The organism is Proteus columbae (assembly GCF_009914335.1).
Classification (GTDB): Bacteria; Pseudomonadota; Gammaproteobacteria; order Enterobacterales; family Enterobacteriaceae; genus Proteus.
Genome location: NZ_CP043925.1, coordinates 1,970,204 through 1,994,585, shown reverse-complemented (window position 1 = coordinate 1,994,585; position 24,382 = coordinate 1,970,204). Strand labels below are relative to the sequence as shown.

At 37.6% G+C, this 24,382-nt stretch carries 20 protein-coding genes and 1 pseudogene; 13 read left to right on the top strand and 8 right to left on the bottom strand.

Translation table 11 applies throughout. The annotated features are described in order from the left end of the window. The gene (gene dmsA, locus F1325_RS09610; protein ID WP_160230366.1) at positions 1-2,439 is read right to left on the bottom strand and encodes a dimethylsulfoxide reductase subunit A; all 2,439 of its coding nucleotides are present in this window, start codon (positions 2,437-2,439) and stop codon (positions 1-3) included. A gap of 655 nt (positions 2,440-3,094) precedes the next feature. On the opposite strand from dmsA, the gene F1325_RS09605 reads away from it, so the two are divergent. The 13 genes from F1325_RS09605 (at position 3,095) to F1325_RS09545 (ending at position 16,151) form a co-directional block, all read left to right on the top strand. Next, the gene (locus F1325_RS09605) at positions 3,095-4,465 is read left to right on the top strand and encodes a sucrose-specific PTS transporter subunit IIBC (protein WP_102086687.1); all 1,371 of its coding nucleotides are present in this window, start codon (positions 3,095-3,097) and stop codon (positions 4,463-4,465) included. Beyond that, positions 4,466-5,872, top strand: coding sequence for a sucrose-6-phosphate hydrolase (locus F1325_RS09600; protein WP_109372302.1), 1,407 nt, complete (start codon positions 4,466-4,468; stop codon positions 5,870-5,872). Between the two features lie 63 nt (positions 5,873-5,935). Next, entirely contained in the window at positions 5,936-6,946 is a 1,011-nt protein-coding gene (locus F1325_RS09595) for a substrate-binding domain-containing protein (protein WP_109372303.1), read from the top strand. A gap of 82 nt (positions 6,947-7,028) precedes the next feature. Beyond that, positions 7,029-7,883: an AraC family transcriptional regulator gene (locus F1325_RS09590; protein ID WP_109372304.1), complete on the top strand. Its 855-nt coding sequence runs from the start codon at positions 7,029-7,031 to the stop codon at positions 7,881-7,883. Positions 7,884-7,981: 98 nt separating this feature from the next. Further along, complete coding sequence (locus tag F1325_RS09585; RefSeq protein ID WP_244185013.1) at positions 7,982-8,695, top strand: AzlC family ABC transporter permease; 714 nt, start codon at positions 7,982-7,984, stop codon at positions 8,693-8,695. Continuing rightward, positions 8,692-9,006 carry an AzlD domain-containing protein gene (locus tag F1325_RS09580; protein WP_075673103.1) on the top strand — a complete coding sequence of 105 codons (315 nt, stop codon included), beginning with the start codon at positions 8,692-8,694 and terminating at the stop codon, positions 9,004-9,006. The genes F1325_RS09585 and F1325_RS09580 overlap by 4 nt, the downstream gene beginning before the upstream one ends. A 313-nt stretch (positions 9,007-9,319) precedes the next feature. Further along, positions 9,320-10,564, top strand: a complete 1,245-nt coding sequence (locus tag F1325_RS09575) for a PfkB family carbohydrate kinase (RefSeq protein WP_109372305.1) — start codon at positions 9,320-9,322, stop codon at positions 10,562-10,564. Next, complete coding sequence (locus F1325_RS09570) at positions 10,564-11,508, top strand: tripartite tricarboxylate transporter substrate binding protein (protein ID WP_102086691.1); 945 nt, start codon at positions 10,564-10,566, stop codon at positions 11,506-11,508. Before F1325_RS09575 ends, F1325_RS09570 begins: the two co-directional genes overlap by 1 nt. 31 nt (positions 11,509-11,539) lie before the next feature. Beyond that, positions 11,540-11,974 (top strand): tripartite tricarboxylate transporter TctB family protein, encoded by a 435-nt coding sequence (locus F1325_RS09565; RefSeq protein WP_109372306.1) that lies wholly within the window; start codon positions 11,540-11,542, stop codon positions 11,972-11,974. Positions 11,975-11,992: 18 nt separating this feature from the next. After that, complete coding sequence (locus tag F1325_RS09560; protein ID WP_109372307.1) at positions 11,993-13,483, top strand: tripartite tricarboxylate transporter permease; 1,491 nt, start codon at positions 11,993-11,995, stop codon at positions 13,481-13,483. Positions 13,484-13,617: 134 nt separating this feature from the next. Next, complete coding sequence (locus F1325_RS09555; RefSeq protein WP_109372308.1) at positions 13,618-14,613, top strand: dihydroxyacetone kinase subunit DhaK; 996 nt, start codon at positions 13,618-13,620, stop codon at positions 14,611-14,613. 2 nt (positions 14,614-14,615) lie between these two features. Further along, positions 14,616-15,221: a dihydroxyacetone kinase subunit L gene (locus F1325_RS09550; protein ID WP_241726463.1), complete on the top strand. Its 606-nt coding sequence runs from the start codon at positions 14,616-14,618 to the stop codon at positions 15,219-15,221. Between the two features lie 18 nt (positions 15,222-15,239). Beyond that, positions 15,240-16,151 carry a dihydrodipicolinate synthase family protein gene (locus F1325_RS09545; RefSeq protein WP_160230365.1) on the top strand — a complete coding sequence of 304 codons (912 nt, stop codon included), beginning with the start codon at positions 15,240-15,242 and terminating at the stop codon, positions 16,149-16,151. 110 nt (positions 16,152-16,261) lie between these two features. On the opposite strand, the gene F1325_RS09540 is transcribed toward F1325_RS09545, so the two are convergent. The 7 genes and pseudogenes from F1325_RS09540 to glgC form a co-directional block, all read right to left on the bottom strand. Further along, a complete protein-coding gene (locus tag F1325_RS09540; protein ID WP_109372310.1) occupies positions 16,262-17,230 on the bottom strand; it encodes a threo-3-hydroxy-L-aspartate ammonia-lyase in 969 nt (322 codons plus the stop codon). Between the two features lie 4 nt (positions 17,231-17,234). Continuing rightward, positions 17,235-17,624: a RidA family protein gene (locus F1325_RS09535; protein WP_109372311.1), complete on the bottom strand. Its 390-nt coding sequence runs from the start codon at positions 17,622-17,624 to the stop codon at positions 17,235-17,237. An 84-nt stretch (positions 17,625-17,708) separates the two neighbouring features. Next, positions 17,709-18,479 (bottom strand): hypothetical protein, encoded by a 771-nt coding sequence (locus tag F1325_RS09530; RefSeq protein ID WP_160230364.1) that lies wholly within the window; start codon positions 18,477-18,479, stop codon positions 17,709-17,711. Between the two features lie 195 nt (positions 18,480-18,674). Further along, positions 18,675-19,040: pseudogene (gene tnpA / locus F1325_RS09525) on the bottom strand (IS200/IS605 family transposase); the annotation flags it as partial. 49 nt (positions 19,041-19,089) lie between these two features. Then, complete coding sequence (gene glgP / locus F1325_RS09520) at positions 19,090-21,540, bottom strand: glycogen/starch/alpha-glucan family phosphorylase (RefSeq protein WP_109372313.1); 2,451 nt, start codon at positions 21,538-21,540, stop codon at positions 19,090-19,092. A 45-nt stretch (positions 21,541-21,585) separates the two neighbouring features. Next, positions 21,586-23,019: a glycogen synthase GlgA gene (glgA, locus tag F1325_RS09515; RefSeq protein WP_109372314.1), complete on the bottom strand. Its 1,434-nt coding sequence runs from the start codon at positions 23,017-23,019 to the stop codon at positions 21,586-21,588. Continuing rightward, a complete protein-coding gene (gene glgC, locus F1325_RS09510) occupies positions 23,016-24,365 on the bottom strand; it encodes a glucose-1-phosphate adenylyltransferase (protein WP_109372315.1) in 1,350 nt (449 codons plus the stop codon). Before glgC ends, glgA begins: the two co-directional genes overlap by 4 nt. Positions 24,366-24,382 lie beyond the last annotated feature (17 nt).

Below are 24,382 nucleotides of genomic sequence, written 5' to 3'. Positions count from 1 at the left end.
TTACGCCTTGACGACTTCAACAAGATTACTGTGAGAAGGATTACCCTTAGCGAGAGGTGAAGGGCGTTGTGTCGTTAACACGTTAATACTACCTGCGTGATCAATTCGATTACTGTCTGGGTTATACCAAGCACCTTCGCTTAAGCCGACCACGCCCGGTAAAATACGAGGTGTGACTTTCGCATTGATCCGAACTTCACCACGATCGTTATAAATACGCACTAAATCACCGTGTTTGATACCGCGTTTAGTAGCATCAACAGGGTTGATCCATATTTCTTGAGGGCAAGCTGCCTTTAAGACATCAACGTTGCCATACGTTGAGTGGGTGCGTGATTTATAGTGGAATCCTGTCATTTGTAATGGATATTTTTCCATTGCTGGATCGCCATAGCTTTCAAAGCCAGCAGAGTAGATAGGCAGTGGATCAATTACATCGTCAGACGCGAGTTCCCATGTTGCTTTAATGTCGGCAAGTTGGGAAGAATAAATCTCAATTTTACCTGATGGCGTTGTTAATGGGTTGTTTTCAGGATCTTCACGGAATTTGCGATAAGCAACGTGATGACCTTCAGGATCGCGTTTTTTGAAGATACCTTGAGCACGGAATTCTTCAAAAGTCGGCAGTTCAGGTAAGTTTTGACGAGATTGCTCATAAAGGTGACGTAGCCACTCTTCTTGTGTTCGGTTTTCAGTGAATTTTTCACCCACACCCATGCGTTTTGCAATTTCGCTTGTCATTTCATAGATATTACGGCTTTCAAAGCGAGGTTTGATTGCCTGATCAGCGAAAATGACATAAGCCATATTACCTGCTGATGCATCCATACAGAAATCCATTTGTTCTGATGCTGTGCAATCAGGAAGTAGAATGTCGGCATATTTAGCAGATGCTGTCATATGGTTATCGATCACCACAATCATTTCGCATTTTTTATCGTCTTGCAAAATGTCATGAGTACGATTGATTTCAGAATGTTGGTTTACTAAGCAGTTGCCCGCGTAGTTCCATACCATTTTGATTGGTACATCAAGTTTGTCTTTACCACGAACACCGTCACGGGTTGCCGTCATTTCTGGACCACGTAAAATGGCATCCGTCCACATAAACATAGAAATGCTGGTGGTAACAGGGTTAGTAAAGGTTGGCATACGAACAAAAGGAATACTGTAAGAGCCTTCACGAGCGCCAGTATTACCGCCGTTAATTCCCACATTACCCGTTAAAATAGAGAGCATTGCGATAGCACGAGAAGCAAGCTCACCGTTAGAACGACGTTGAGGACCCCAGCCTTGTGTAATATAAGCAGGTTTCGCTGTTGCGATTTCACGGGCTAATTTAACAATGCGTGAAGCAGGAATACCAGTGATCTGCGCCGCCCACTCAGGCGTTTTTGGCTGACCATCTGCACCATTACCTAAAATATAGGCTTTATAGTGGCCATTTTTTGGCGCACCCTCTGGCATAGTGGTTTCATCGTAACCAACACAATATTTATCTAAGAAAGGCTTATCAACTAAGTCTTCTTTGATCATGACGTAGGCTAATGCATTAACTAATGCAGCATCTGTTCCCGGACGAATTGGGATCCATTCATCTTCACGACCAGCACCCGTATCGGTATAGCGTGGATCGATGATAATCATTCGTGCATCAGATTTTTCACGAGCTTGTTCAACGTAATAGGTGACACCGCCACCACTCATACGGGTTTCACCTGGATTATTACCGAACATCACGACAAGTTTAGTGTTTTCAATATCTGAAGGGCTATTACCATCTGCCCAACCACCATAAGTATAATTTAAGCCCGCTGCGATTTGCGCCGTACTATAGTCACCATAATGATTCAGATAACCGCCACAACAATTCATTAAACGTGCAATTAATGTTGCACCTGGTGGCCAAGACTTCGTCATGGTGCCACCTAATGTTCCTGTGCCGTAGTTTAGATAAATAGATTCATTACCATAATCTTTGATTAAACGTTTCATGGTATCTGAAATAGTATCAAACGCTTCATCCCATGAAATACGTTCAAATTTACCTTCACCACGTTTACCTACACGTTTCATTGGATAACGTAAACGGTCTGGGTTGTAAACACGGCGACGCATAGAACGACCACGTAAACAGGCACGAACTTGATGTAATTCTTCATAGACATCATTGCCCGTGTTGTCGGTTTCAACGTATTTAATTTCACCATCAACCACATGCATACGTAATGGGCAACGACTACCGCAGTTTACAGTACATGCGCTCCACACGACTTTTTCGCTATTAGTTGTTGGTTTTGTTTCCGAGGCAATGGCTTGATGAAAGGGGAGTGATAATCCACCTGCGGTTATCGCTAAACCACCCGCTGCACCTGTTTTTACAAAACGACGGCGAGATAAGGGAGTGGAAAGTAACGCCATCTCTTTGATGTTTTTCATACATTACTCACTTGATTATTAAAATTTTAAGAAAAAACAGCAGCTAATAAGCTTATAAAGAAATAATTATTGTTATTGTTGTTAAAAAATAAGCACTTTAACGTAGGCAATAAAACCCAACTGTTAATGTGGATACTACGTATTTCCTGAAAGTTGTAGTTGCTTTACATCAAAGAAAAGTGATTTATTACAAGCGTTACAAGTTTTTAAGGTTATCTTAAGTTTTTGTATTGGTTATATTTAATCATTTGATTAACAACCATTATATAAATAAATATATAACGATTAATTAAGTGTTTGGATGTTATCAGTAACATTTATTAAGCCTGCTTACTTGTTTATATCTATATGATTTTGTTAATTCAATGGTCATTTTTATTCATACTTAATTATCTAATAACCAATTAACCTATTTAGCTAAACAAAAATTAAAATCAGTTTAGCTTTTCGTTGTTTTTAATTATTTAAAAGAGTCAAAATGTGATTAATAAACGTGCTTTTTTGTAATTAAGATCACAATTAAGAGACCTTTACCTGAGTTTTTATTGCTATCTTGAATTGATTTTTATTTAATCCAATTAGCTAGCTAAACCGGTTTAGTTTTCAATTAAACTAAATACTCGCTACATAAATAAAAAAGAATGAAGAGGCTATGATGAATATTGAAAAAGTTGCTCACCAGCTTGTGCCTTTATTAGGTGGTGCTGAAAATATCGCAAGTGCAGCACATTGCGCTACGCGCTTAAGACTTGTTCTTGTTGATGACTCAAAAGCAGATAAAGAGGCAATAAATAAATTAGAGGGTGTAAAAGGGTGTTTTAGTAACGCTGGGCAAATTCAGGTCATTTTCGGCACAGGGTTAGTTAATAAAGTACATGCTGCATTTATTGCTGCCGCAGGTATTGGTGAATCTAGTAAATCTGAGGCTGCAAATATTGCAGCTAAAAAGCTCAATCCATTTCAACGAATAGCTAGACTGCTTTCTAATATATTTGTCCCTATTATTCCTGCCATTGTAGCGTCAGGCTTATTAATGGGATTGCTGGGATTAATGAAAACTAACCAGTGGGTAAGTCCCGATAATGCACTCTATATCATGCTTGATATGTGTAGCTCCGCGGCTTTTATTATTTTGCCCATTCTTATTGGTTTTACTGCCGCAAAAGAATTTGGCGGAAATCCTTATCTTGGCGCGACATTAGGCGGAATTTTAACGCATCCAGCCTTAACTAACGCGTGGGGGGTTGCGGCTGGATTTAATACCATGAATTTTTTTGGGTTAGAAGTCGCCATGATTGGCTATCAAGGAACTGTTTTCCCAGTATTACTGGCTGTTTGGTTTATGAGTGTACTGGAAAAACAATTACGTAAAGTTGTTCCTAATGCACTTGATTTAATTATCACGCCATTTTTAACCGTTATTATTTCAGGCTTTGTTGCATTATTAGTGATTGGACCTGTCGGTCGTCTTTTAGGTGATGGTATTTCATTAATACTAAGTACGTTAATTACGCAGGCAGGTTGGATTGCAGGGCTTATTTTTGGTGGTCTTTATTCTGTTATTGTTATTACAGGAATACACCATAGTTTCCATGCAGTAGAAGCTGGATTATTAGGGAATCCGAATATTGGCGTAAATTTCTTATTACCTATTTGGGCGATGGCTAATATTGCACAAGGAGGAGCCTGTATTGCTGTTTGGTTTAAAACCAACGATGCGAAAATTAAAGCCATTACGATCCCATCGGGTTTCTCCGCGATGTTAGGTATTACAGAGGCGGCAATTTTCGGGATTAATTTGCGTTATGGCAAACCTTTTATTGCTGCACTAATTGGAGGTGCTGCTGGAGGCGCTTGGGTTGTTGGCTCTCACGTTTATATGACCGCGGTTGGTCTTACCGCTATTCCGGGTATTGCGATTGTACAAGCGGGTTCAATTATTAATTATGTTATTGGTTTAGTGATCGCATTCTTAACAGCTTTTGTTCTTTCTCTTTTACTGAAATATAAAGTGGAGTCTGCATAAATGACAAAAAGCGAAGGATTATCTGCAATTTTACAAGCGGTTATGCGTAATAGCGCTAAAGCTGCAAAAGATAAATACTATCCGCGTTGGCATTTAGCGCCAATAACTGGGTTATTAAATGATCCCAATGGGTTTTGTTTTGATGGTAAGTATTATCATCTTTTCTATCAGTGGGATCCTTTGTCTTGTGAGCATAAAAATAAATGTTGGGGGCATTGGCGTTCAAAGGATCTTATCACTTGGCAACATCAGCCCATCGCTTTACTTCCTGATGAGTTTTATGACAAAGACGGTTGCTATTCTGGCAGTGCAGTGATCCACCAAGGGCAATTAACACTCTGCTATACCGGAAATGTAAAATTTGATGATGGCTCCCGCACTGCATGGCAGTGTTTAGCAGTTGAAAATCAGCGGGGTGGTTTTGATAAGTTAGGGCCTGTTTTAGGGCTTCCTGAAGGTTATAGCGGACATGTTCGTGATCCTAAAATTTGGCAACACAACGATAAATGGTACATGGTATTAGGGGCGCAAACGTTAGATAAACAGGGTAAGGTTTTACTCTATCGTGCATCTCACTTATATCAATGGCAATTAATAGGCGAGTTAGCAGGAAGTCATTTAGGTGGATTAGATGATGCGGGTTATATGTGGGAATGCCCTGATCTTTTTGAACTTAGTGGACACTTTATTTTATTAACCTGTCCTCAAGGAATAAAAAAAGAGCAATATCGATTTTTAAATTCGCACTCTAGTGCTTATTTAATGGGCAGTTTTGATTATTCAACATTGCAGTTTCAACATGGTGATTTAATCGAACTTGATGCAGGTTTTGAGTTTTATGCGCCTCAAACCACACAAGTTAATGGTAGGCGTTTATTATTTGGTTGGATGGGGGTTCCTGATGGAGAGGAAATGTATCAACCGACCATTGCTAATGGCTGGATACATCAAATGACCTGTCCTCGTGAATTACAAATAAGAGAAGGGCAACTTTATCAGCAACCCGTAAAAGAATTACAGCAACTCAGACAAAATGTACAATATTGGCAAGGCATTGCAGATGATGCGCCTGAAATTAACGGGTTTTGTGTTGAATTAGAGGTGGAACTAATAGACTCTCTCTTAATTCAATTCTCTGATTCACTTGAATTAACCATTGAGAATAATCAAGCAATATTAAAACGTCGTAGTGTTAAAAATGGTGAATGGCAATCACGTTTCTGGTCTGGTGATATAAAACATCTTCAAATATTATGTGACAGTTCGAGCGTGGAAATTTTCTTTAATCATGGTTTGGGTGTGATGAGTAGTCGTTTTTTTCCTTCAGCAAAAAAGATCATTAATTTCTCGGGTAAAAACACAATAAAGCTAACAACTTGGCAATTAAATGATGCATTGTTTAGTTAAATAAGATTAGATAAACAATAAATTAATTTAAATTTAGTAAATGCAGCCTTAAGTAAAATAACAGTGAAAAAACAAAAGCGTACGACTATTACAGATATTGCAAAACTAGCAGGCGTATCAAAAACAACAGCTAGTTTGGTATTGAATGGCCGAGGTAAAGAGATGCGTGTTGCTGATGACACCATTGCACGTATTACCTCTATTGCCCAAAAATATCAGTATCAACCTAACATTCATGCTCGCTCTTTACGTGATAATCGCAGTTATGCATTGGGATTGGTTATTCCTGATATTACTAACTACGGATTTGCTTCAGTGGCTTATGAGCTAGAAATATTATGTAGAGAAGCGGGTATTCAGCTACTTATTTCCTGTACGGATGAAAATGCGGCTCAAGAGACTCTCGCAATAGAACATTTGTTATCACGACAAATCGATGGTTTGATTGTGGCTTCTTGTTTACAAAATGATTTTGAATATCAGCGCTTAAGTAAACAAATTCCCGTTGTGTTATTTGACCGTTATTTTGACGGTACAACATTACCTTTTGTTGTCACAGATTCAACTACCACGACACAACAACTTATTGCAGAGATTGCTTCAACAAATGGCATTGATGAATTTTACTTTTTAGGTGGACAATCAACGATTTCACCTACAAAAGATCGCCTTTTAGGTTTTACGCAAGGGCTTTCTCAAGCCAAGATTAATTTAAAAACAGAGTGGATCATTCACGGGCACTATCATCCAAGTTCAGGCTATGAAATGTTCGGCTCTTTATGTGCGTCTTTAGGTCGGCCACCTAAGTTTGTTTTTACTTCAGCCTGCGGTTTGCTGGAGGGTGTATTACGGTATTTAAGCCAAAATAAAATCATGCAAGATGATGTTTATTTAGCTGGTTTTGATGATCACTATCTTTATGATTCATTATCGATACCAATAGATACTATTGCACAAAATAATCCTGAATTAGCCTCACACTGCTTTCGACTCATTATGGAATTAATTAACCAAGCAAATTTAGAAACTCACCAAATTTTTGTTCCAGCAAAAATTCATCAGCGACATGAGTAAGATTGAGCAATTTCATGCAATCATCAGTATAGTGTTTATGATACAAGCTGATGATTTTTACTGTTGATGGGATCAATATTCGATGCGACAAGAGCAGGCTAAACTTATTCACCTTCCTGAGCTTAATAGCCTTGCTTATCTGCAAGCTGAATATTTGCATCAGACTTTTTCACGTCATACCCATGAGGGCTTCTGTATTGGTGTGATTGATGATGGCGCACAACAGTTTTATCGCACAGGAAGAGAACATATCGCCCCCAAAGGCGATATCATCATTGTTAATGCCGATGAAATTCACACAGGCTCCTCTGCGGTTGAATCAGGTTGGGCTTATCAAGCTATTTATCCCACGCCAGAATACCTGCAAACATTAACGCGTGATCTACAACAAGAGCAGGGTGCAACGCCTTGGTTTCCTGATGCCGTTATTCACGATCCTGGTTTAAGCCAGCAACTTTTATTGCTTTTTTCATTACTGGAACAACCCAATAATTATCTTTTAAAAGAGTCGCTATTACTTTCGACAATGGCAATGTTGATTTTGCGTTATAGCAAAAAAAGAACCCAAGAAAAACCATTAAGCGCTATAGGGCAACGGTTACAGTGGGTGAGTGAATTAATGAATGATACACCTGAAAATGAATTTTCACTTAATACCTTAGCAGAGATGGTAAATTTAAGCCCTTGGCATTTTCTACGCCAATTTAAAAAAGAGATTGGTATGACTCCGCATGCTTGGCTTATTCAAGCCCGTATTCGTAAAGCAAGGCAGTTACTCTCTTTAGGCCACACACTTACCGATGTAACACAACGTTGTGGTTTTTCAGATCAAAGCCATTTCCATCGTCATTTTAAAAATGCCATTGGTGTTACACCAGGTAATTATTTAAAAGGGCTCCGATTATCTTCCTCTTTAAAGTCCCCTTTGTTGTCGTAAAAAACAAACAAAATAGCAATTTTATACAATCCTATTTACTTTTACGGACTGATAATCATTCTCTATAGAATTAATGTATTAGAAGTGAAGACAGGTAAATGGAAAAAATCAAAAATAATAATGAAGATAGGCAAGTAATGCGTGCTTTTGGCCTTGGTGCTTTGCATGTTTTGCCTTTATGCCTTGCGGTTATTCCTTGGGGAATATTAGCGGGATCAATGGCCGTTGATGCAGGATTAACCTTTGCACAAAGTGTCGGAATGTCTGCAATTATATTTGCAGGGGCGGCGCAATTGGTGACATTAGGATTAGTGGCTTCTGGTGCGGGAATGCTGACCATTATTTTTTCTGTCTTTTTTATTACAGCTCAGCATCTTTTATACGGACTAACCTTACGTTCTCATGTTGCCCATTTAAAATGGTATCAACGTATTACAATAGGTTTTTTATTAACGGATGAACTTTTTGCTGTTTCAGCACAACCTAAAGTAAAACTCACACCCGCTTATATGATAGGTGCGGGATTATGTTTTTATTTAGCGTGGGTTGCCGTTAGTATTGTTGGCATTATTATGGCAAGCCAAGTTTCTGATTTATCTCGTTATCATCTTGATTTTTCTATTGTTGCCACGTTATTGGCAATTGTTATTCCGTTAATAAAAACATTTAGTACATTAGTAGGTGTTATTGTCTCTTTTTGCCTATCTATTATTTTCAGCTGGTTGAATATAGAAGGTGGCGTAGTGATTGGTGGATTAACAGGCATGTTTATTGCTGTTTGTGTTGCTAGAGCCAGAGGAGAACAAAAATGACATGGTCGTTATTATTAATTTTGGCACTCGTCATTTTTATGCTGCGTTATTTCTTTCTTGAACCGGCGATCCCCGTCAAATTACCGTCTGTGATCAGACAGGCATTAGGATATTCTGCACCTTGTTTATTAACTGCAATTTGTGCACCCATTGTGCTGTTAGAAAAAGGTGAATTTAAAGGTATTCTAGATAATCCTTATCTTTGGGGAACCTTATTATGTGTAGGATTAGCGCTTAAAATACGTAATACCTTAGTGGTCGTATTGCTGACATTAGTGGGCTTTTATCTGCTTAATGCCTTGTTAAACTAAATACCAAGGTGATTTTATTTAACATGATATTTACATTTTAAAACTATCACACCTGTAATAATCTAAGTTATTATTTTATCAGCCGTTCTTGAACGGCTGATTCTACCTCTCTTTTCTAAATCTCCATTCATTATTCGACTCGTTTCACCTCTCATTTTTAACGTATGCCAATTGATGTTGTGTTAAAAAAATGTGATCTAAATTGCTTTGATTTGGTTTTGCTTCTGTTTTTGGTTTTTTGTTTTGAATACCATCGCAGAATCACTGACCTAATCTCCTTATTCTCGTTATCAATGATACGGAGGCACTTTATATGTTTTCAGAAGAACGGCGACAGGAAATTTACACCATCATCAGAGAACAAAAGAAAGTTAAAGTGGCTCAACTTGCGGAAAAATTCAGTGTCACATTGGAAACTATTCGCAGTGATTTGAAATACCTCGAAGGAGAAGGGTTGATCAAACGTTGTCATGGTGGCGCCATACTAGGGAAACAAGAAATTAAAAAAATAAGTAAATTTAGTGATAGTTTTGATATTTCATGTTTATTGCACGATTTATTAATCGTGAGAGAACGTAAAGATAGAAAGCCAGAAGGCAAAGTCTGTGTGCTTGGGTCATTTGTGGTAGATATTATTGCCAATGTCGATTCTTTTCCAAAAGTCGGAGAGTTAATTAACTCTAAAAGCAATTCGATAGGCCCTGGTGGTAAAGGAACAAATCAGGCAATGGCCGCCAGTTTTTCTGATGCGAAAGTGCATTTGATAACGAAAGTTGGTGAAGATCATTTTAGTAAATATGCATATAAATATTTACAAGAAAGTGGAATTGATTCTTTTACTATTTTTCAAACAGAAATAGAGCCGACAGGCAGTTCAATTAGTTATTTAGCAGATAAAACACAAAACAATATTACAGCGACTTATTTAGGAGCGAACAATACATTCTCTGAGCAAGAGATTGATATTTCTTTGCCTTATGTAAGTGAGGCAGATGTGTTATTGCTCCAAGGTGAAATTAATATAGAAGCCAATATTAAAGCAGCGATGTTTGCAAAGTCTGTTAATAAAATTATCGTGCTTAATGTTGCACCTTATAGCGAAGATTTAAAACAACTTTATGCCACTCTTGATTTTATTACGTTAAATGCAAATCAGGCATCACACTGGGCTGACATTGAAATAAACGATATTAATGACGCCACACAAGCGATTAACGTTATTTCAGGTGATGAAAATAAGAAAGTCATTATCTATATGGATGAGCTTGGTGTGGTCTATTTTGACGGACGCGCCACTTTTCATATTCCCCCTATGCCATCGTTACGAGTGGATACGATGGCAGCCACGGATGCTTTTAATGGCGCATTTGCTTCAAAAATAGCGGCAGGAGGCACAATGCATGAGAGTGTATTATTTGCCAGTGCTTTCCTCTCTGCATTTATAGAACAAAAAGGCGTAACAGCAATGCCTGTACTTTCTCAAGTTCAGGCTCGCCTTAAATCAAGGCTCGAAGATATTCGACCACAAATAATCTGCAATGAGAAAAGGTGCATATAATGAAAAAAACACTTCTGGCATTTACCCTATGCAGTTCCATTTTTACACTTCCTGCTTTTGCTCAATATCCAGAAAAGCCGATTACTATTATTGTTCCTTGGGCTGCTGGCGGTAATACTGATACTGTTGCACGCCTAGCGGCTAAAGGGTTACAAGAAGAATTAGGCGTGACCGTTAATGTGGTAAATAAAACTGGAGGTAGTGGTGTTGTAGGTCATGATGCCATTAAAAATGCAAAACCCGATGGTTACACATTAGGTATTGCAACGGTTGAAATTACCATGATGCATCATCAAGGCATGACAAATTTAACTTACCAAGATTACACACCGATTACACGTCTTGCCGTTATTTATGGTGGATTACAGGTTGGGAAATCTTCACCATTTAAAAATGCACAGGAAATTATTGATTACGCAAAAGCAAATCCGGGTAAATTAAAAGCATCTGGCAGTGGTTTAAATTCAATCTGGCATCTCAATACTATTGGTATGTTGCGTGCCGCAGGATTGCCTGATAACGCCATTCGCTTTATCCCATCTCAAGGTGCAAGTGCTGCATTACAAGAGCTTGCTTCTGGTGGTGTTGATATTGTGACCTCTTCATTAGGTGAGGCGGATAGTATGGTAAAAGCAGGATTAGTAAAGCACATGGCAATTATGTCAAATGAGAAATCGGCTTTTTATCCTGATGTACCATTATTTAAAGAAGCCACACCTTATAACTGGGATTTACAAGCATGGAATATGCTAGTTGCGCCAAAAGGGTTAGATAAAGAAGTGCAAGATAAACTTACGGCTGCAATGAAAAAAGTGTATGCATCTGGTGAATTAGCCGAGTTTGCAAATAAACAAGGATTTGAAGTGATCGAGCTATATGGAGATGATGCCACTCAATTTATGGCTAATGAAGATAAAAAGTTTGGTGAAATTATAAAGAAATAACTGAGGAAACGGCTGAACAACAGCCGTTTTTATGCCTATGCTAAATCGTCATATTCTATCGCTAATATTTTGCTGCTTTGGTTTATTTCTTATTGTTTATAGTGCGTATTCATTAGGTGATTTTAGTGAATATGGCGCCGCTTTTATGCCTTCTATTATTGGCGGCGGCATGATTATATTTTCATTAATAGATATATTTTCACGTAATCAAGAAAGTGATATTCCATTAATTTCATGGCGTGAAATAAAATTCGTTTTATTAATTATTGGTATTATTCTTTTTTATGTTTTTGCATCAGATTATCTAGGTTTTATTTTAACGGGGTTAATTATTACAGCACCGTTAATGATGAAATATGCAACAACAAAACCGATATACAGTTTTATTATTTCAGCCAGTGTGGTGTTAGGTGTGTATTACTTATTTACCGCTGTACTGTTAGTACCGCTACCTCAGCTATTTTAATAAATAGAGAACAACAGTATGGATATATTAATTAGCGCACTTGCTTATATTGATTACACAACAATACTTGTCGTTATTGGTGCTTGTTTATTTGGCTTATTCGTTGGTGCCATTCCCGGATTAACATCAACAATGGCTATCGCATTAATGGTACCATTTACTTTTTTTCTTGATCCGATTCCTGCATTAGCCTTAATGATTTCTGTCGGCGCGTCTTCTATATTTGCGGGTGATATTCCAGGTGCTTTATTAAATATCCCGGGTACGCCTGCATCAGCGGCTTATACCAATGATGCACACAGCTTAGTTAAAGAAGGTAAAACCAACCGCGTATTAGGTATGTCGTTAACAAGCTCTGTGATTGGTGGCGTTATTGGTACAATTATATTGGCGTCAACAGCGCCAGTTTTAGCTGAGTTTGCTTTAAAATTTAGTTCTTATGAATATATGTGGCTGTCTTTAATTGGGCTTAGCTGTGCAACTATTGTTTCAGGTTCACATATTAGAAAAAGCTTATTAGCACTGTTCTTTGGTATTGCATTATCCACCATTGGTTATGATGAATTTACAGGGCAAGCACGCTTTACTTTCGGTGAAGTCTCTTTAATGCAAGGTGTAAGTTTTATTCCAGCAATGATAGGATTATTTGCAATTTCTGGTGCAATTAAATATTACGTTGAGCGTTGGAAAGAAAAGCAAATCACGCTAAGTGAAGTGAATGCTGAAAATAACTCTTACAATATTTTTAAAGGGGTTGGCGGTGTTGTTCGCCAGCGTAAAGGCGGCATTTTTCGTAGCGGAATAATAGGAACATTAATTGGAGCTTTACCTGGTGCGGGTGCCGATATTGCGGCATGGATCTCTTATGCCGTTTCAAAGAAACTCTCTAAAAACCCAGAAAAATATGGTCATGGTTCTGAAGAAGGTATTGTTGATGCTTCAGCAAGTAATAATGCAAGTTTAGCGGGAAGTTGGATCCCATCTTTAGTATTTGGCATTCCGGGCGATTCAGCTGCTGCAATTATTATCGGTGTCTTGTATATGAAAGATATGCAACCAGGACCAACACTGTTTTTATTCAACCCTGATAAATTGTATGCTGTCTTTATTATTTTCTTTATTGCTAATTTAATTTTATTACCGATTGCTTTTATTGTTGTCAATTTATTGAAGAAGATTGTTGCTATTGATAATGCAATTATTTATCCAGCAATTATCTTATTTAGTCTCGTAGGCTCTTACGCAATTACTAATACGATGTCTTCTATTGTTGTTATGTTAGTAATGGGTGTTATCGGCTATTTCCTTCAAGAACGAAAATTCCCAATATCACCCATTATTTTGGGCATGATCTTAGGGCCCATGTTAGAAAAGAATTTACTTTCATCATTAATGAAGTCAGATGGTGATTTTATTAATTTTATTAATAGACCTATTTCGATGGTATTAGCCAGTGTGTTTTTATTCATTGTTATTATGCAAGTTAGAGGTGCGTTTAAAGCTAAATAAAGTCTCGTTTATTTATAAAAAATTATTTAAATAGAGATGCTTTTTAAGTATCAGGGAAAACTCATCTTAAATAAACGAAATGTTTTTTTAAGATGATAAAAATCAGCAGATAAATAAAAATATCGGGTGATCACATGAAAAAAATATTAAATAAGCCAGAAAATTATGTCGATGAAACATTAGCGGGCTTATGCCTTGCTCATGGTGATATTTATCGTCAACCACAGCCAAGATTGATTACTCGTTCGAAAAAAGCAAATAAGCCCAAAGTGGGTATTGTAACGGGTGGCGGATCGGGTCACTTACCTGTATTTACAGGGTATGTCGGTGAGGGCTTATTAGATGCAGCCGCCGTAGGCGATGTTTTTGCTTCACCTTCAGCTGATTTAATGGCAGATGCCATTCGTGAAGCAAACAGTGGCTTAGGTGTATTGTTACTTTATGGCAATTATGGTGGCGATATCATGAATTTTGATATGGCGACTGAAACTGTCGATTTTGAAGATGATATTCGTTGTACAACCGTTTTAGCTGCTGACGATGTGGCTTCAGCAAAACCAGAAGAAGCGCACAAACGCCGTGGTGTTGCTGGAATGATCTATGGTTTTAAAATGGCGGGCGCCAAAGCCGAAGAAGGAGCAACACTTGATGAAGTCACGCGTGTTGCTCAAAAAACCATGGAAAATACTCGAACCATTGGTTGTGCGCTGACATCTTGTACCTTACCCGCAGTAGGACATCCTACTTTTGAAATTGGCGAAGATGAAATGGAAATGGGGATGGGTATTCACGGTGAACCGGGAATTTGGCGTGATAAATTACGCAACGCAGATGATATTGCACAAGAGATGTTTGAGCGCTTACAGACAGAATTATCATTAAAAACAGGAGATAAAGTCTCTGTATTAGTTAACTCTTTAGGCGCAACACCATTAGAAGAGCTTTATATTCTATACAACAAAATTACACAGCTGATTGATAAAACGGGTGCAACAATTGTACATCCGTTAGTCGGACGCTATGCCACATCCATGGAAATGACTGGTGCAAGTTTAACATTGTGTAAATTGGATGATGAGCTAGAAGCTTTGATGAATGCACCAGCTCATTGTGCATTCTGGAGGGTATAGCGATGAATATTACGCTTGATATGCTCAAACAAGCGGTGATCCGTATCGCTATTGCTTGCGAGCAATCTCAATCAATGCTGTGTGAAGCAGATAGTCGTCTAGGTGATGGGGATTTAGGGATCACCATGCAAAAAGGCTGGCGACAAATTGCAGATGATTCACAAGATTGGCCTGAAGATCTAAGCAAAGCACTTTTCCAATGCAGTAAATCATTACAAAAAGCCTGTGCTTCTTCTTTTGGTACATTGCAAGCAACCGCTTTTATGGCAATGGCAAAATACTGCAAAGAAAATCAACTTCAAGAAATATCGTCCTCTGACATTTCACCACTATTAACTATTGCATACCAAAGCATGATGGCAAGGGGAAAAGGGGAATTAGGGCAAAAATCCGTACTCGATATTCTTTACCATTTATCTGAAGCGCTAAAACCAACTTTAGCTATCGATAATTTAAAAGCAGCAGCCTTACAAAGCGTCGATAGTACGCTTAATGAATTTCGCCAAAAACCTAATTTATTAGGTCGAGCCCGTATGTTTCCAGAAAAATCTATTGGTTTAGATGATCCGGGTATGTTGGCAATTAAAGTTATTGTTGAAGCAATCTGATTTAATAAAGGTCTTTATATGAAAAAATTATTTGGCGTTACAGTGGCAATGGTTACTCCGTTTGATTCGAACGATCAAGTAGATATTAAAGCGTTATCTGCATTAACTGAAATGCTAGTAACCAAGGGCGTTGATTGCCTTTATCCTTGTGGTACAACGGGTGAGATGTTGCGTTTATCTGCATTAGAACGTAAGAATGTTGCGAAAACCGTTGTTGAAACAGCGAATAAGCGTTTACCGGTCTTTATTCATGTTGGTGCAATGACATTAACTGAAACCATTGAATTAGCCAAACACGCAGTTGAAATTTGTGCCGATGGTATTGGTGTGGTAACACCACAATTTTTTGGTGCGACAGACAGAGAATTAGAAAACTATTTTGTGACAGTGGCAAATAGCGTACCAGATAATTTCCCTGTTTATTTGTATAATATTCCACAATGTGCCGCAAATAACATCAAGCCTGAATTAGCGGCAAAAGTACAACAACAGTGTAAAAATGTAATTGGTATTAAATACAGTTTTGCTGATAACAATACAACATTAAGCTACCTTACAGTTGCTGAGGGTTTTTCCGTCCTTCATGGCTACGATAAATTATTCCTAGGTTTATTAGATGCGGGCTGTGACGGTACGGTTTCTGGTTGTGCTTGCGTATTCCCTGAGCCTTTTGTGAATATGTATAAAGCTTATATCGCAGGTCATTACCAAGAAGCGAAACAGTGGCAACAATTTTGTGTGAAATTTAGTGATGCACTTAAGTCTGGTGCGAATATGGCAATATTTAAATCGGCATTAACCATGCGTGGTTTAGAAGGTGGTCATATGCGTTTGCCACAACTCGATTTATTGCCTGAAGAAAATCAACAATTAAAAGAAAATCTGACTCAATTATGTAAAGAAGCAGGTATCACTTTTTCACTTAATTAAAAATGGTTAAACAAACGCCCCTGTTATTTTAGTTGATTGGTTGTATGTTGGTTCTTTTAAGCAGTATAGGTTTTTCTATACTGCTTTTTTCCATATTAGAACATGCAAGTTCATTGCGCTAAAAATCGACCATATTGCGCGATATCGACATTACCACCGCTGATAATAATACCAATCTTCTTGCCTTTTAATTTATCACCAAATTGACGAGCGGCCGCTAAACTTAAACAACCTGTAGGCTCTACAATTATTTTCATTCGCTGAGCATAAAACTGCATAGCCGAAATTAATTCTTCATCTGTCGCCGTTAAAATATCGTTCACATGGTTACGAATAATCTCAAAAGTATAATTGCCTAGGTGCTGTGTTTGTGCGCCGTCTGCAATTGTTTTCGGTGTATCAATATGAATGATTTCGCCTTTGCGTAATGATTGTTGTCCGTCATTTCCAGCTAAAGGCTCAACGCCAAATATTTTACAATCTGGGGAGAGGGCTTTGGTTGATAATAAAGAGCCAGAAAGTAAACCACCACCCCCTAATGGAACAAATAGCATATCTAATTGACCAACTTCATCAAACAGCTCTTTTGCAGCAGTGCCTTGCCCAGCAATAATATGAGGATGATCGTAAGGTGGAATTAATGTTAAACCTTCTTTTTGTGCTAGCTGTTGTCCAATTTTTTCACGATCTTCTGTATAGCGGTTATAGGTGATCATTCGACCACCATAGCCTTTTGTTGCTTCCATTTTTGCCTTTGGTGCATCTTCAGGCATGATAATTGTTGCAGGAATACCTAATAGCTTTGCCGATAAAGCTATAGCTTGAGCATGATTGCCTGATGAGAAAGTCACGACACCATTTTTACGTTGTTGTGCGGTAAATTGAGATAACGCATTCATCGCCCCCCGAAATTTAAATGCGCCCATTCGCTGAAAATTTTCACATTTAAAATAAAATTGTGCCCCTGTTAGCTCATTAATAGTGCGAGAGGTTAAAACAGGCGTTTTATTAAGATAGGGCAGAATACGTTGATGAGCTTCAGCAACATCTTTATAAGTGGGAGCAGGTAACTTATTCATAAGATTATTCCTTGATAACAACGGCTTCAATTTCGATTTTGCTCCCGAAATGGAGCTCTTTTACACCTGCCACTAATCTTGCTGGTCTATGTTCACCAATCCATTTTGCATATAACTCATTAACGATAGGCCATTCATTAATATCTGTCACATAGACTTTAACTTGAGCAATATCGGTTTTCTTTGCATTAATTCCGAGAAGACAAGCAGCTAAATTTTCAAGGACTTGTGTGATTTGTTCTTCAACAGGTTTGTCTGCTAAAGGTTTACCTTGTTTATCTAAGGGTAATAACCCTGAAACAAACGACATATTGTTTGCAGTAACGATATGAGAGTAATGCCCACTAGGTGAAGAGAGTGCTTCAATATTTTGTTGTATAAGATGTGAGGCCATTGTGTTTTCCTATTTCACTTAAAGTAGATAAAATGTACACCTTGTTGTACATAATGTCTAGTGTTAGATAAATAGTTTACTTTCTCACAAAAAAATAAGAGTATATGTAGAATAAAGGGATGTTAATCTATCTTTAGGAGTAACCAAATTTCGTTCAGCGATTTCTTTAACGGCATCTTTTATTTTAGAAAAATCAACTTCATTTTTATTTTCTGATAAAAAATTGTAAATATATTCAGCCATTAAACAATAAGTTTCATATTTTGAATATGAATCATTAGAAATTCCTAATTCATCTATTGCTTTTACGACGTCAGGGATATCTTGTAAGTGTTGGATTATCGTACTTTGAGCCGCTTTAATATCTAAATTTAAATTAAATTTTTTAGATGTTAAAATAAATATAATTTCTTTAAGTTTTTTATCTATATTAAGTTCTTTATTTGCACTAGCATCTTTATTCAAATTTAAATTGTCAATTTTTCGATTAATTATTGAAGAAGGAAATATTCTCCTTTCATTCTCCCACCAACTTAAAATAGCATTATCTGCTTTAGCATAAGCTTCATTTAATAATCTTATTGATTTTTCTTTGTTTTTTATATTAATCTTGCAAGAGGATATTTCTTCATGGCTATAAAGAACTCGTATTTTTGATATTAATTCTTTGCTGATATTTGCAATATTTACACTAGTTTTTTTCCCATTATAACCACCAGAGATGTCTTTTAATGGTGTGTTTTTAATATCATCAATATTATCTAAAAGTTTCAAATAGTTTTTTAAATTTTCGTTATTAAAAACAGGGTTTGTATTTTGAACTTTATTTTCAAATTTATTTAAAATATTTATCATAAAAACTCCTTTTGTCATTAAAAGAAATTTTGACAGGATAAATAATAAAATCTTTCATAAATAAAACCAATGAATCTAATCATAACCACCCGTAAAACGGGTGGTTTGCTCTTGCCCTATAAGGGCTTGTTACCGACTGCGCCTAGATGACGCTGCTTTCTCTTCGTTCAAGCTTAGTGTCTTTGCTACTTTGGCCTACCCCTTGAAGGGGTCTCTACTTAATTTATCTGAGATTAAATCCGACTTTTCTTGCTCTCTGATATACTTTTGTATTGTCACTTCATTTAGCCCTACCGTACTGACATAGAACCCTTCTGCCCAAAACTTTCTGTTGCCAAATTTATATTTTAAATTGGCATGTCTATCAAAGATCATTAGTGAGCTTTTACCTTTCAAGTATCCCACGAAGCTTGAAACACCTATCTTTGGTGGAATGCTCACTAACATATGAACATGATCTGGCATGAGATGTCCTTCGATTATTTCTACTCCTTTGTACTTACAAAGGTCTCTGAGGATCTCACCTATACTTGAACGAATATTATTAAAAAGCAAAAACCGCGCAATAAAGCGCGGTTACTGTTCTGTCCTTAGAAGTTTAGCTTAGTTTTTACAATGTAATCGCAGAAGCTTTCCAAATTCGTTGCATATATTCTGTTACGGCACGATCCGCAGAAAAATAACCCATTTGGCAGATATTTAACGCAGATTTTCTCAACCAAGCATCTTCATCTTGATAGAGAACATCAACACTATCTTGAGTATCAACATAACTACGATAATCAGCTAATACCTGATAATGATCGCCAAATTCAATTAAGCTATCGAAAATTGATTTGTACTTATCAGGATCCGTTGGATTAAAGAAACCATTAGCGATTTGATTAAGCACAGTGTGTAACTCAATATCTTCATCGTAATAACGACGAGGGGAATAACGCTGTCTTAATTCCGCCACTTCTTGTGCATTGTGACCAAAGATAAACATATTATCGAAACCAACATGTTCACCAATTTCAATATTCGCGCCATCAAGTGTACCAATGGTCAATGCACCATTTAGGGCAAATTTCATATTTCCTGTACCAGAAGCTTCTGTTCCTGCTAATGATATTTGCTCAGATAAATCTGCCGCAGGGATAATATGTTGCGCTAAACTTACGCCGTAATTAGGAATAAAGATCACTTTTAGTTTATCTTTAATACGCTCGTCATTATTAATCTTACTTGCAATATCGTTGATAAGATTGATAATTTTCTTTGCATTATAATAGGCTGAAGCAGCCTTACCGCCAAAAATAAATACGCGAGGTACCCAATTTTTCTCTGGATTTTCTAAAATGCGATTATAACGAGTGATAATACCTAACACATTGAGAAGTTGACGTTTATATTCATGAATACGTTTGATTTGTACATCAAACAGTGCATCAGGATTAATATCAATCTTTAAATCTTCCTTAATGATCTGAGCAAGATTTTGTTTATTGATACGTTTTGAATCTTTTAATTGGTGCAAGAAATTTTTATCTTTTACCAATGACATTAACTCACCCAATTGCTCTAAATTAGTTCGCCAGTTTGTACCAATATGGCTATCAATTGCTTTAGAGAGAGAAGGGTTTGCTAATGCCAACCAACGACGTGGTGTGATCCCATTGGTAATATTGCAGAATTTCTTAGGATAGAACATCGCAAAATCAGCAAATAAAGATTGCACCATTAATTGGCTATGAAGTTCAGAAACACCATTAACCTGATGACTAATAATAACCGCTAACCATGCCATACGAACATTACGGCCATTCTCTTCATCAATAATAGAAACACGACGCAATAAATCGTTATCGTTAGGGAATTGAGCTCTAACTTGTTTCAAGAATTTATCATTGATTTGGAAAATGATTTGTAAATGGCGAGGAAGCGAACGACCTAGCATGTCAACAGGCCAAGTCTCTAATGCTTCACCCATTAATGTATGGTTGGTGTATGAGAATATATGAATAGTTTGTTCCCATGCCTCATCCCAGCTAAATCCATGATTATCAATCAGCTGACGCATTAACTCAGGAATAGCAAGAACAGGGTGAGTATCATTAAGATGAATTGCAATAAAATCTTTTAAATTATCAAAGCGTTGATGCAGATGATAATGACGTTGCAAAATATCTTGAACAGAAGCACTCACTAAGAAATATTCTTGCTGTAAACGCAACATTTTACCTGACATTGTTGAATCATCAGGATAGAGAATACGAGAGATATTTTCAGAGCGATCTTTTGCTTCTGTTGCTTCTAGATATTCACCTTTATTAAATTTACCTAAGTTAAACGCAACATTTGATTTGGCTGACCACAAACGAATGGTGTCTGTCGCTTGGGTGTTATAACCAGGAACAATAGAATCATAAGGTTGTGCCATAACATTAAAGGTATCAACCCAATAACTTTTCTCACCTTCTTGTTGTAAACGTCCGCCAAAATCCACTTCAAATTGCAGATCATGACGAGGGAATTCCCAAGGATTACCTTTTTCAAGCCAGTTATCCGCAACTTCATGTTGTTCGCCATTTTTAATTTGTTGGCGGAACATTCCGTATTCATAACGAATACCATAACCTGTAACGGGATAACCTAGTGTGGCACAAGAATCAAGGAAGCATGCAGCCAATCGACCTAGCCCCCCATTACCTAAACCTGGATCGGGCTCGAGTTCGATTTGTTTTTCAAGATCAAGACCTAACTCTTTTAATGCCTCTTTGACTTCGTGATAAACACCTAAAGAGAGCATGGCGTTTGTCAAAAAACGCCCCATGAGAAACTCCATCGAAATGTAATAAACTTGTTTTACTTTTGGTGAAAGCTCCGCTTTGGTTGATTTTAACCAACGCTCGACTAAACGGTCTCTAATAGCGTAAGAGGTTGCATTTAACCAATCTGTTGGTGTTGCATATTTTGGCGACGTACCAACGATAAACATAAGTTTATAAACAATGGAACGCTTTAATGATTCAATATCCTTATCGGGTGATAAATAATCAAATTCACATAAATTTTTCATTATAAATCTCTTTTTGTTATCCACTGGTTCAAATAGACTTCATGTCTATAAATTTTGATACAGTGTCGCATACGTTTTTGCCGCGGTTTCCCAACTAAAAATAGTTTGATTCATGCCATCAGTTTGAGCCTGTTGCCACTGTTTAGGCATACCCCATAAGGTAAAGGCTCGGTTTATAGCTTGACGCAGAGAGTCAGGAGTCGCTTCATAGAAAACAAAACCCGTCGCTTGGTGATGCGCTAAATTTTCTAATGAACAATCATTAACCGTGTCGGCTAATCCACCTGTGTGTCTTACTAAAGGTAAGGCTCCATATTTCAAACCATATAACTGAGTTAACCCACAAGGTTCAAAACGACTAGGCACCATAATCACATCAGCACCTGCGACAACTTGGTGTGAAAAACTCTCGTCATAGCCAATATGTACCACTACATTTTGCGGATACTGTTGTTGTGCATGTAAAAATGCCGCTTCAAGGTGACTATCGCCAGTACCTAATAAAATAAACTGACCGCCTTGTTCAACGATATCAGGGAGCGTTTCAATCACTAAATCGAGCCCTTTTTGCGAAGTTAAACGACTGACAGCTGCAAAAAGTAGGGCGCTATTGTTAACAGATAAACCACATTTTTTCTGTAATGCGGTTTTGTTTTCTAAACGCTTATTCAGGTTTTTAACATCGTAACGACGCGTAATTAAGCTGTCTGTCGCAGGGTCCCAAACGGCCTCATCAATACCATTTAAGATGCCACTTAATCGCTGTTCATAAGCGCGTTGGCGTAATAATCCCTCTAAACCGTAACCAAACTCGTGAGTGGTTATCTCTTTGGCATAAGTTGGGCTGACTGTCGTAATGTGGTTAGCATAAAAAAGACCTGCTTTTAGGAATGAAATTTGCCCGTAATATTCCAGTCCATTAATTGAAAAACTGTAATCAGGTAATTCAAGCTGATGCAGATGATAGGGTGAAAACTCGCCTTTATAAGCCAGATTATGAACAGTAAAAACAGATTTTGCGGAGTAATGTTTAACCGCGAGATAAGCACAAGCTAGTCCTGCATGCCAATCATGAGCATGAACAACATCCGCTCGCCATAAGGGATCTAATCCCGCTGATAGTTCACTTGCCACCCAACCTAATAGGGCAAAACGAAAAACATTATCACCATAAGGATGTTGATGTTGATCGTGATAAGGACTACCTGTACGTTGATAAAGATGAGGTGCATCAATAAGATAAATATCAACACCGTGGTATTGTCCGTAAAGCAGAGAAACATTACCTGCAAACGTATCGATATTAGTCACTAATTTGAGATCGGGAATATTATCTTTGATAGCAGGAAATGCGGGAATAACCACCCGCGCATCTAAGCCTATTTTTTTCTGAGCTAAAGGCAAAGAGCCCATAACATCAGCTAATCCCCCTGTTTTTAGCAGAGGGAATAATTCAGAACAACAGTGAAGGACATTCACGAAAATGCCTCCTCATTTTGAGGTTTTTGTTCTGCACTTGTTTCAGTTGGATTTTCTTTTTCTTTACGCGCTAGTTGCTCAAGCATTTCTCTTGTTACAAGCACGATGCCTTCTTCAGTGCGGTGGAAACGCGCAGCATCTTCTTCTGCATTCATCCCAATCACTGTGCCTTCTGGAATTGTACAGCTACGTTCAATAATACAGCGTTTTAAGTAGCAATGATGGCTCACCGTCACATCAGGTAAAATCACAGAATCTTCAATATGGCAGAAAGATTCAACACGAACTAATGGGAATAGAATAGATGAATAGAGCGTTGAACCATTGATAATACAGCCGTCAGCAATCAGCGAGTTCATCATTTGTCCATGTTCACCATGATTATCTTGAACAAACTTGGCTGGCGGTAAAGGTGTCATAAAGGTGCGGATTGGCCAATCTTTCGCATACATATCAAGCTCTGGTGTTACAGAGGCTAAGTCGAGATTAGCTGCCCAATATGCTTCAATAGTACCTACATCGCGCCAGTATGGTGGTACTGAAGGATCTGAGCTGACACAAGAGAGTTCAAATGGGTGGGCAAGAACATCACCACGTTCTGTGATCTTAGGAATGATATCTTGGCCAAAGTCATGATGTGAATTTGGATCGCGGCTATCTTCTTCCAATAAATCAAAGAGATAATCTCTATCTACCACATAAATGCCCATACTTGCTAATGAGTGATCTGGATCATCAGGAATACAAGGCGGGTTTGATGGTTTTTCTAAGAAATTGAGCACTCTACGATTTTCATCGATATCCATAATACCAAATTGGAATGCATCTTCTTTAGGAACACGAATACAAGCTACGGTGAATTTTGATTTGTTTTCAACGTGATCAAGTAATAAACGCGCATAGTTCATTTTATAAATATGGTCGCCAGCTAAAATCACGACATATTTTGCTTTGTAGCTACGAAGAATATCGAGGTTTTGATAGATAGCATCAGCTGTACCCATATACCAATGTTCGGTATTACGACGTTGCTGAGCGGGTAATAAATCAACGAACTCATTCATATCTTCGTTAAAGAATGACCAACCACGCTGAATATGTTGAACCAAAGAGTGCGATTGATATTGGGTGATTACACCAATACGGCGAATTCCTGAGTTAAGGCAGTTTGACAGCGTAAAGTCGATAATTCGAAATTTCCCACCAAAGAAAACCGCCGGTTTTGCACGTTTTGAAGTCAATGCTTTTAAGCGTGTACCACGACCTCCCGCTAAAACGAGTGCAATTGCCTCTTTAGGAAGTTGTTGTGCCAACATTAATTTTTGGCCTTGTTCTGTTGTTATCATAGTTATAGCACTCCAAT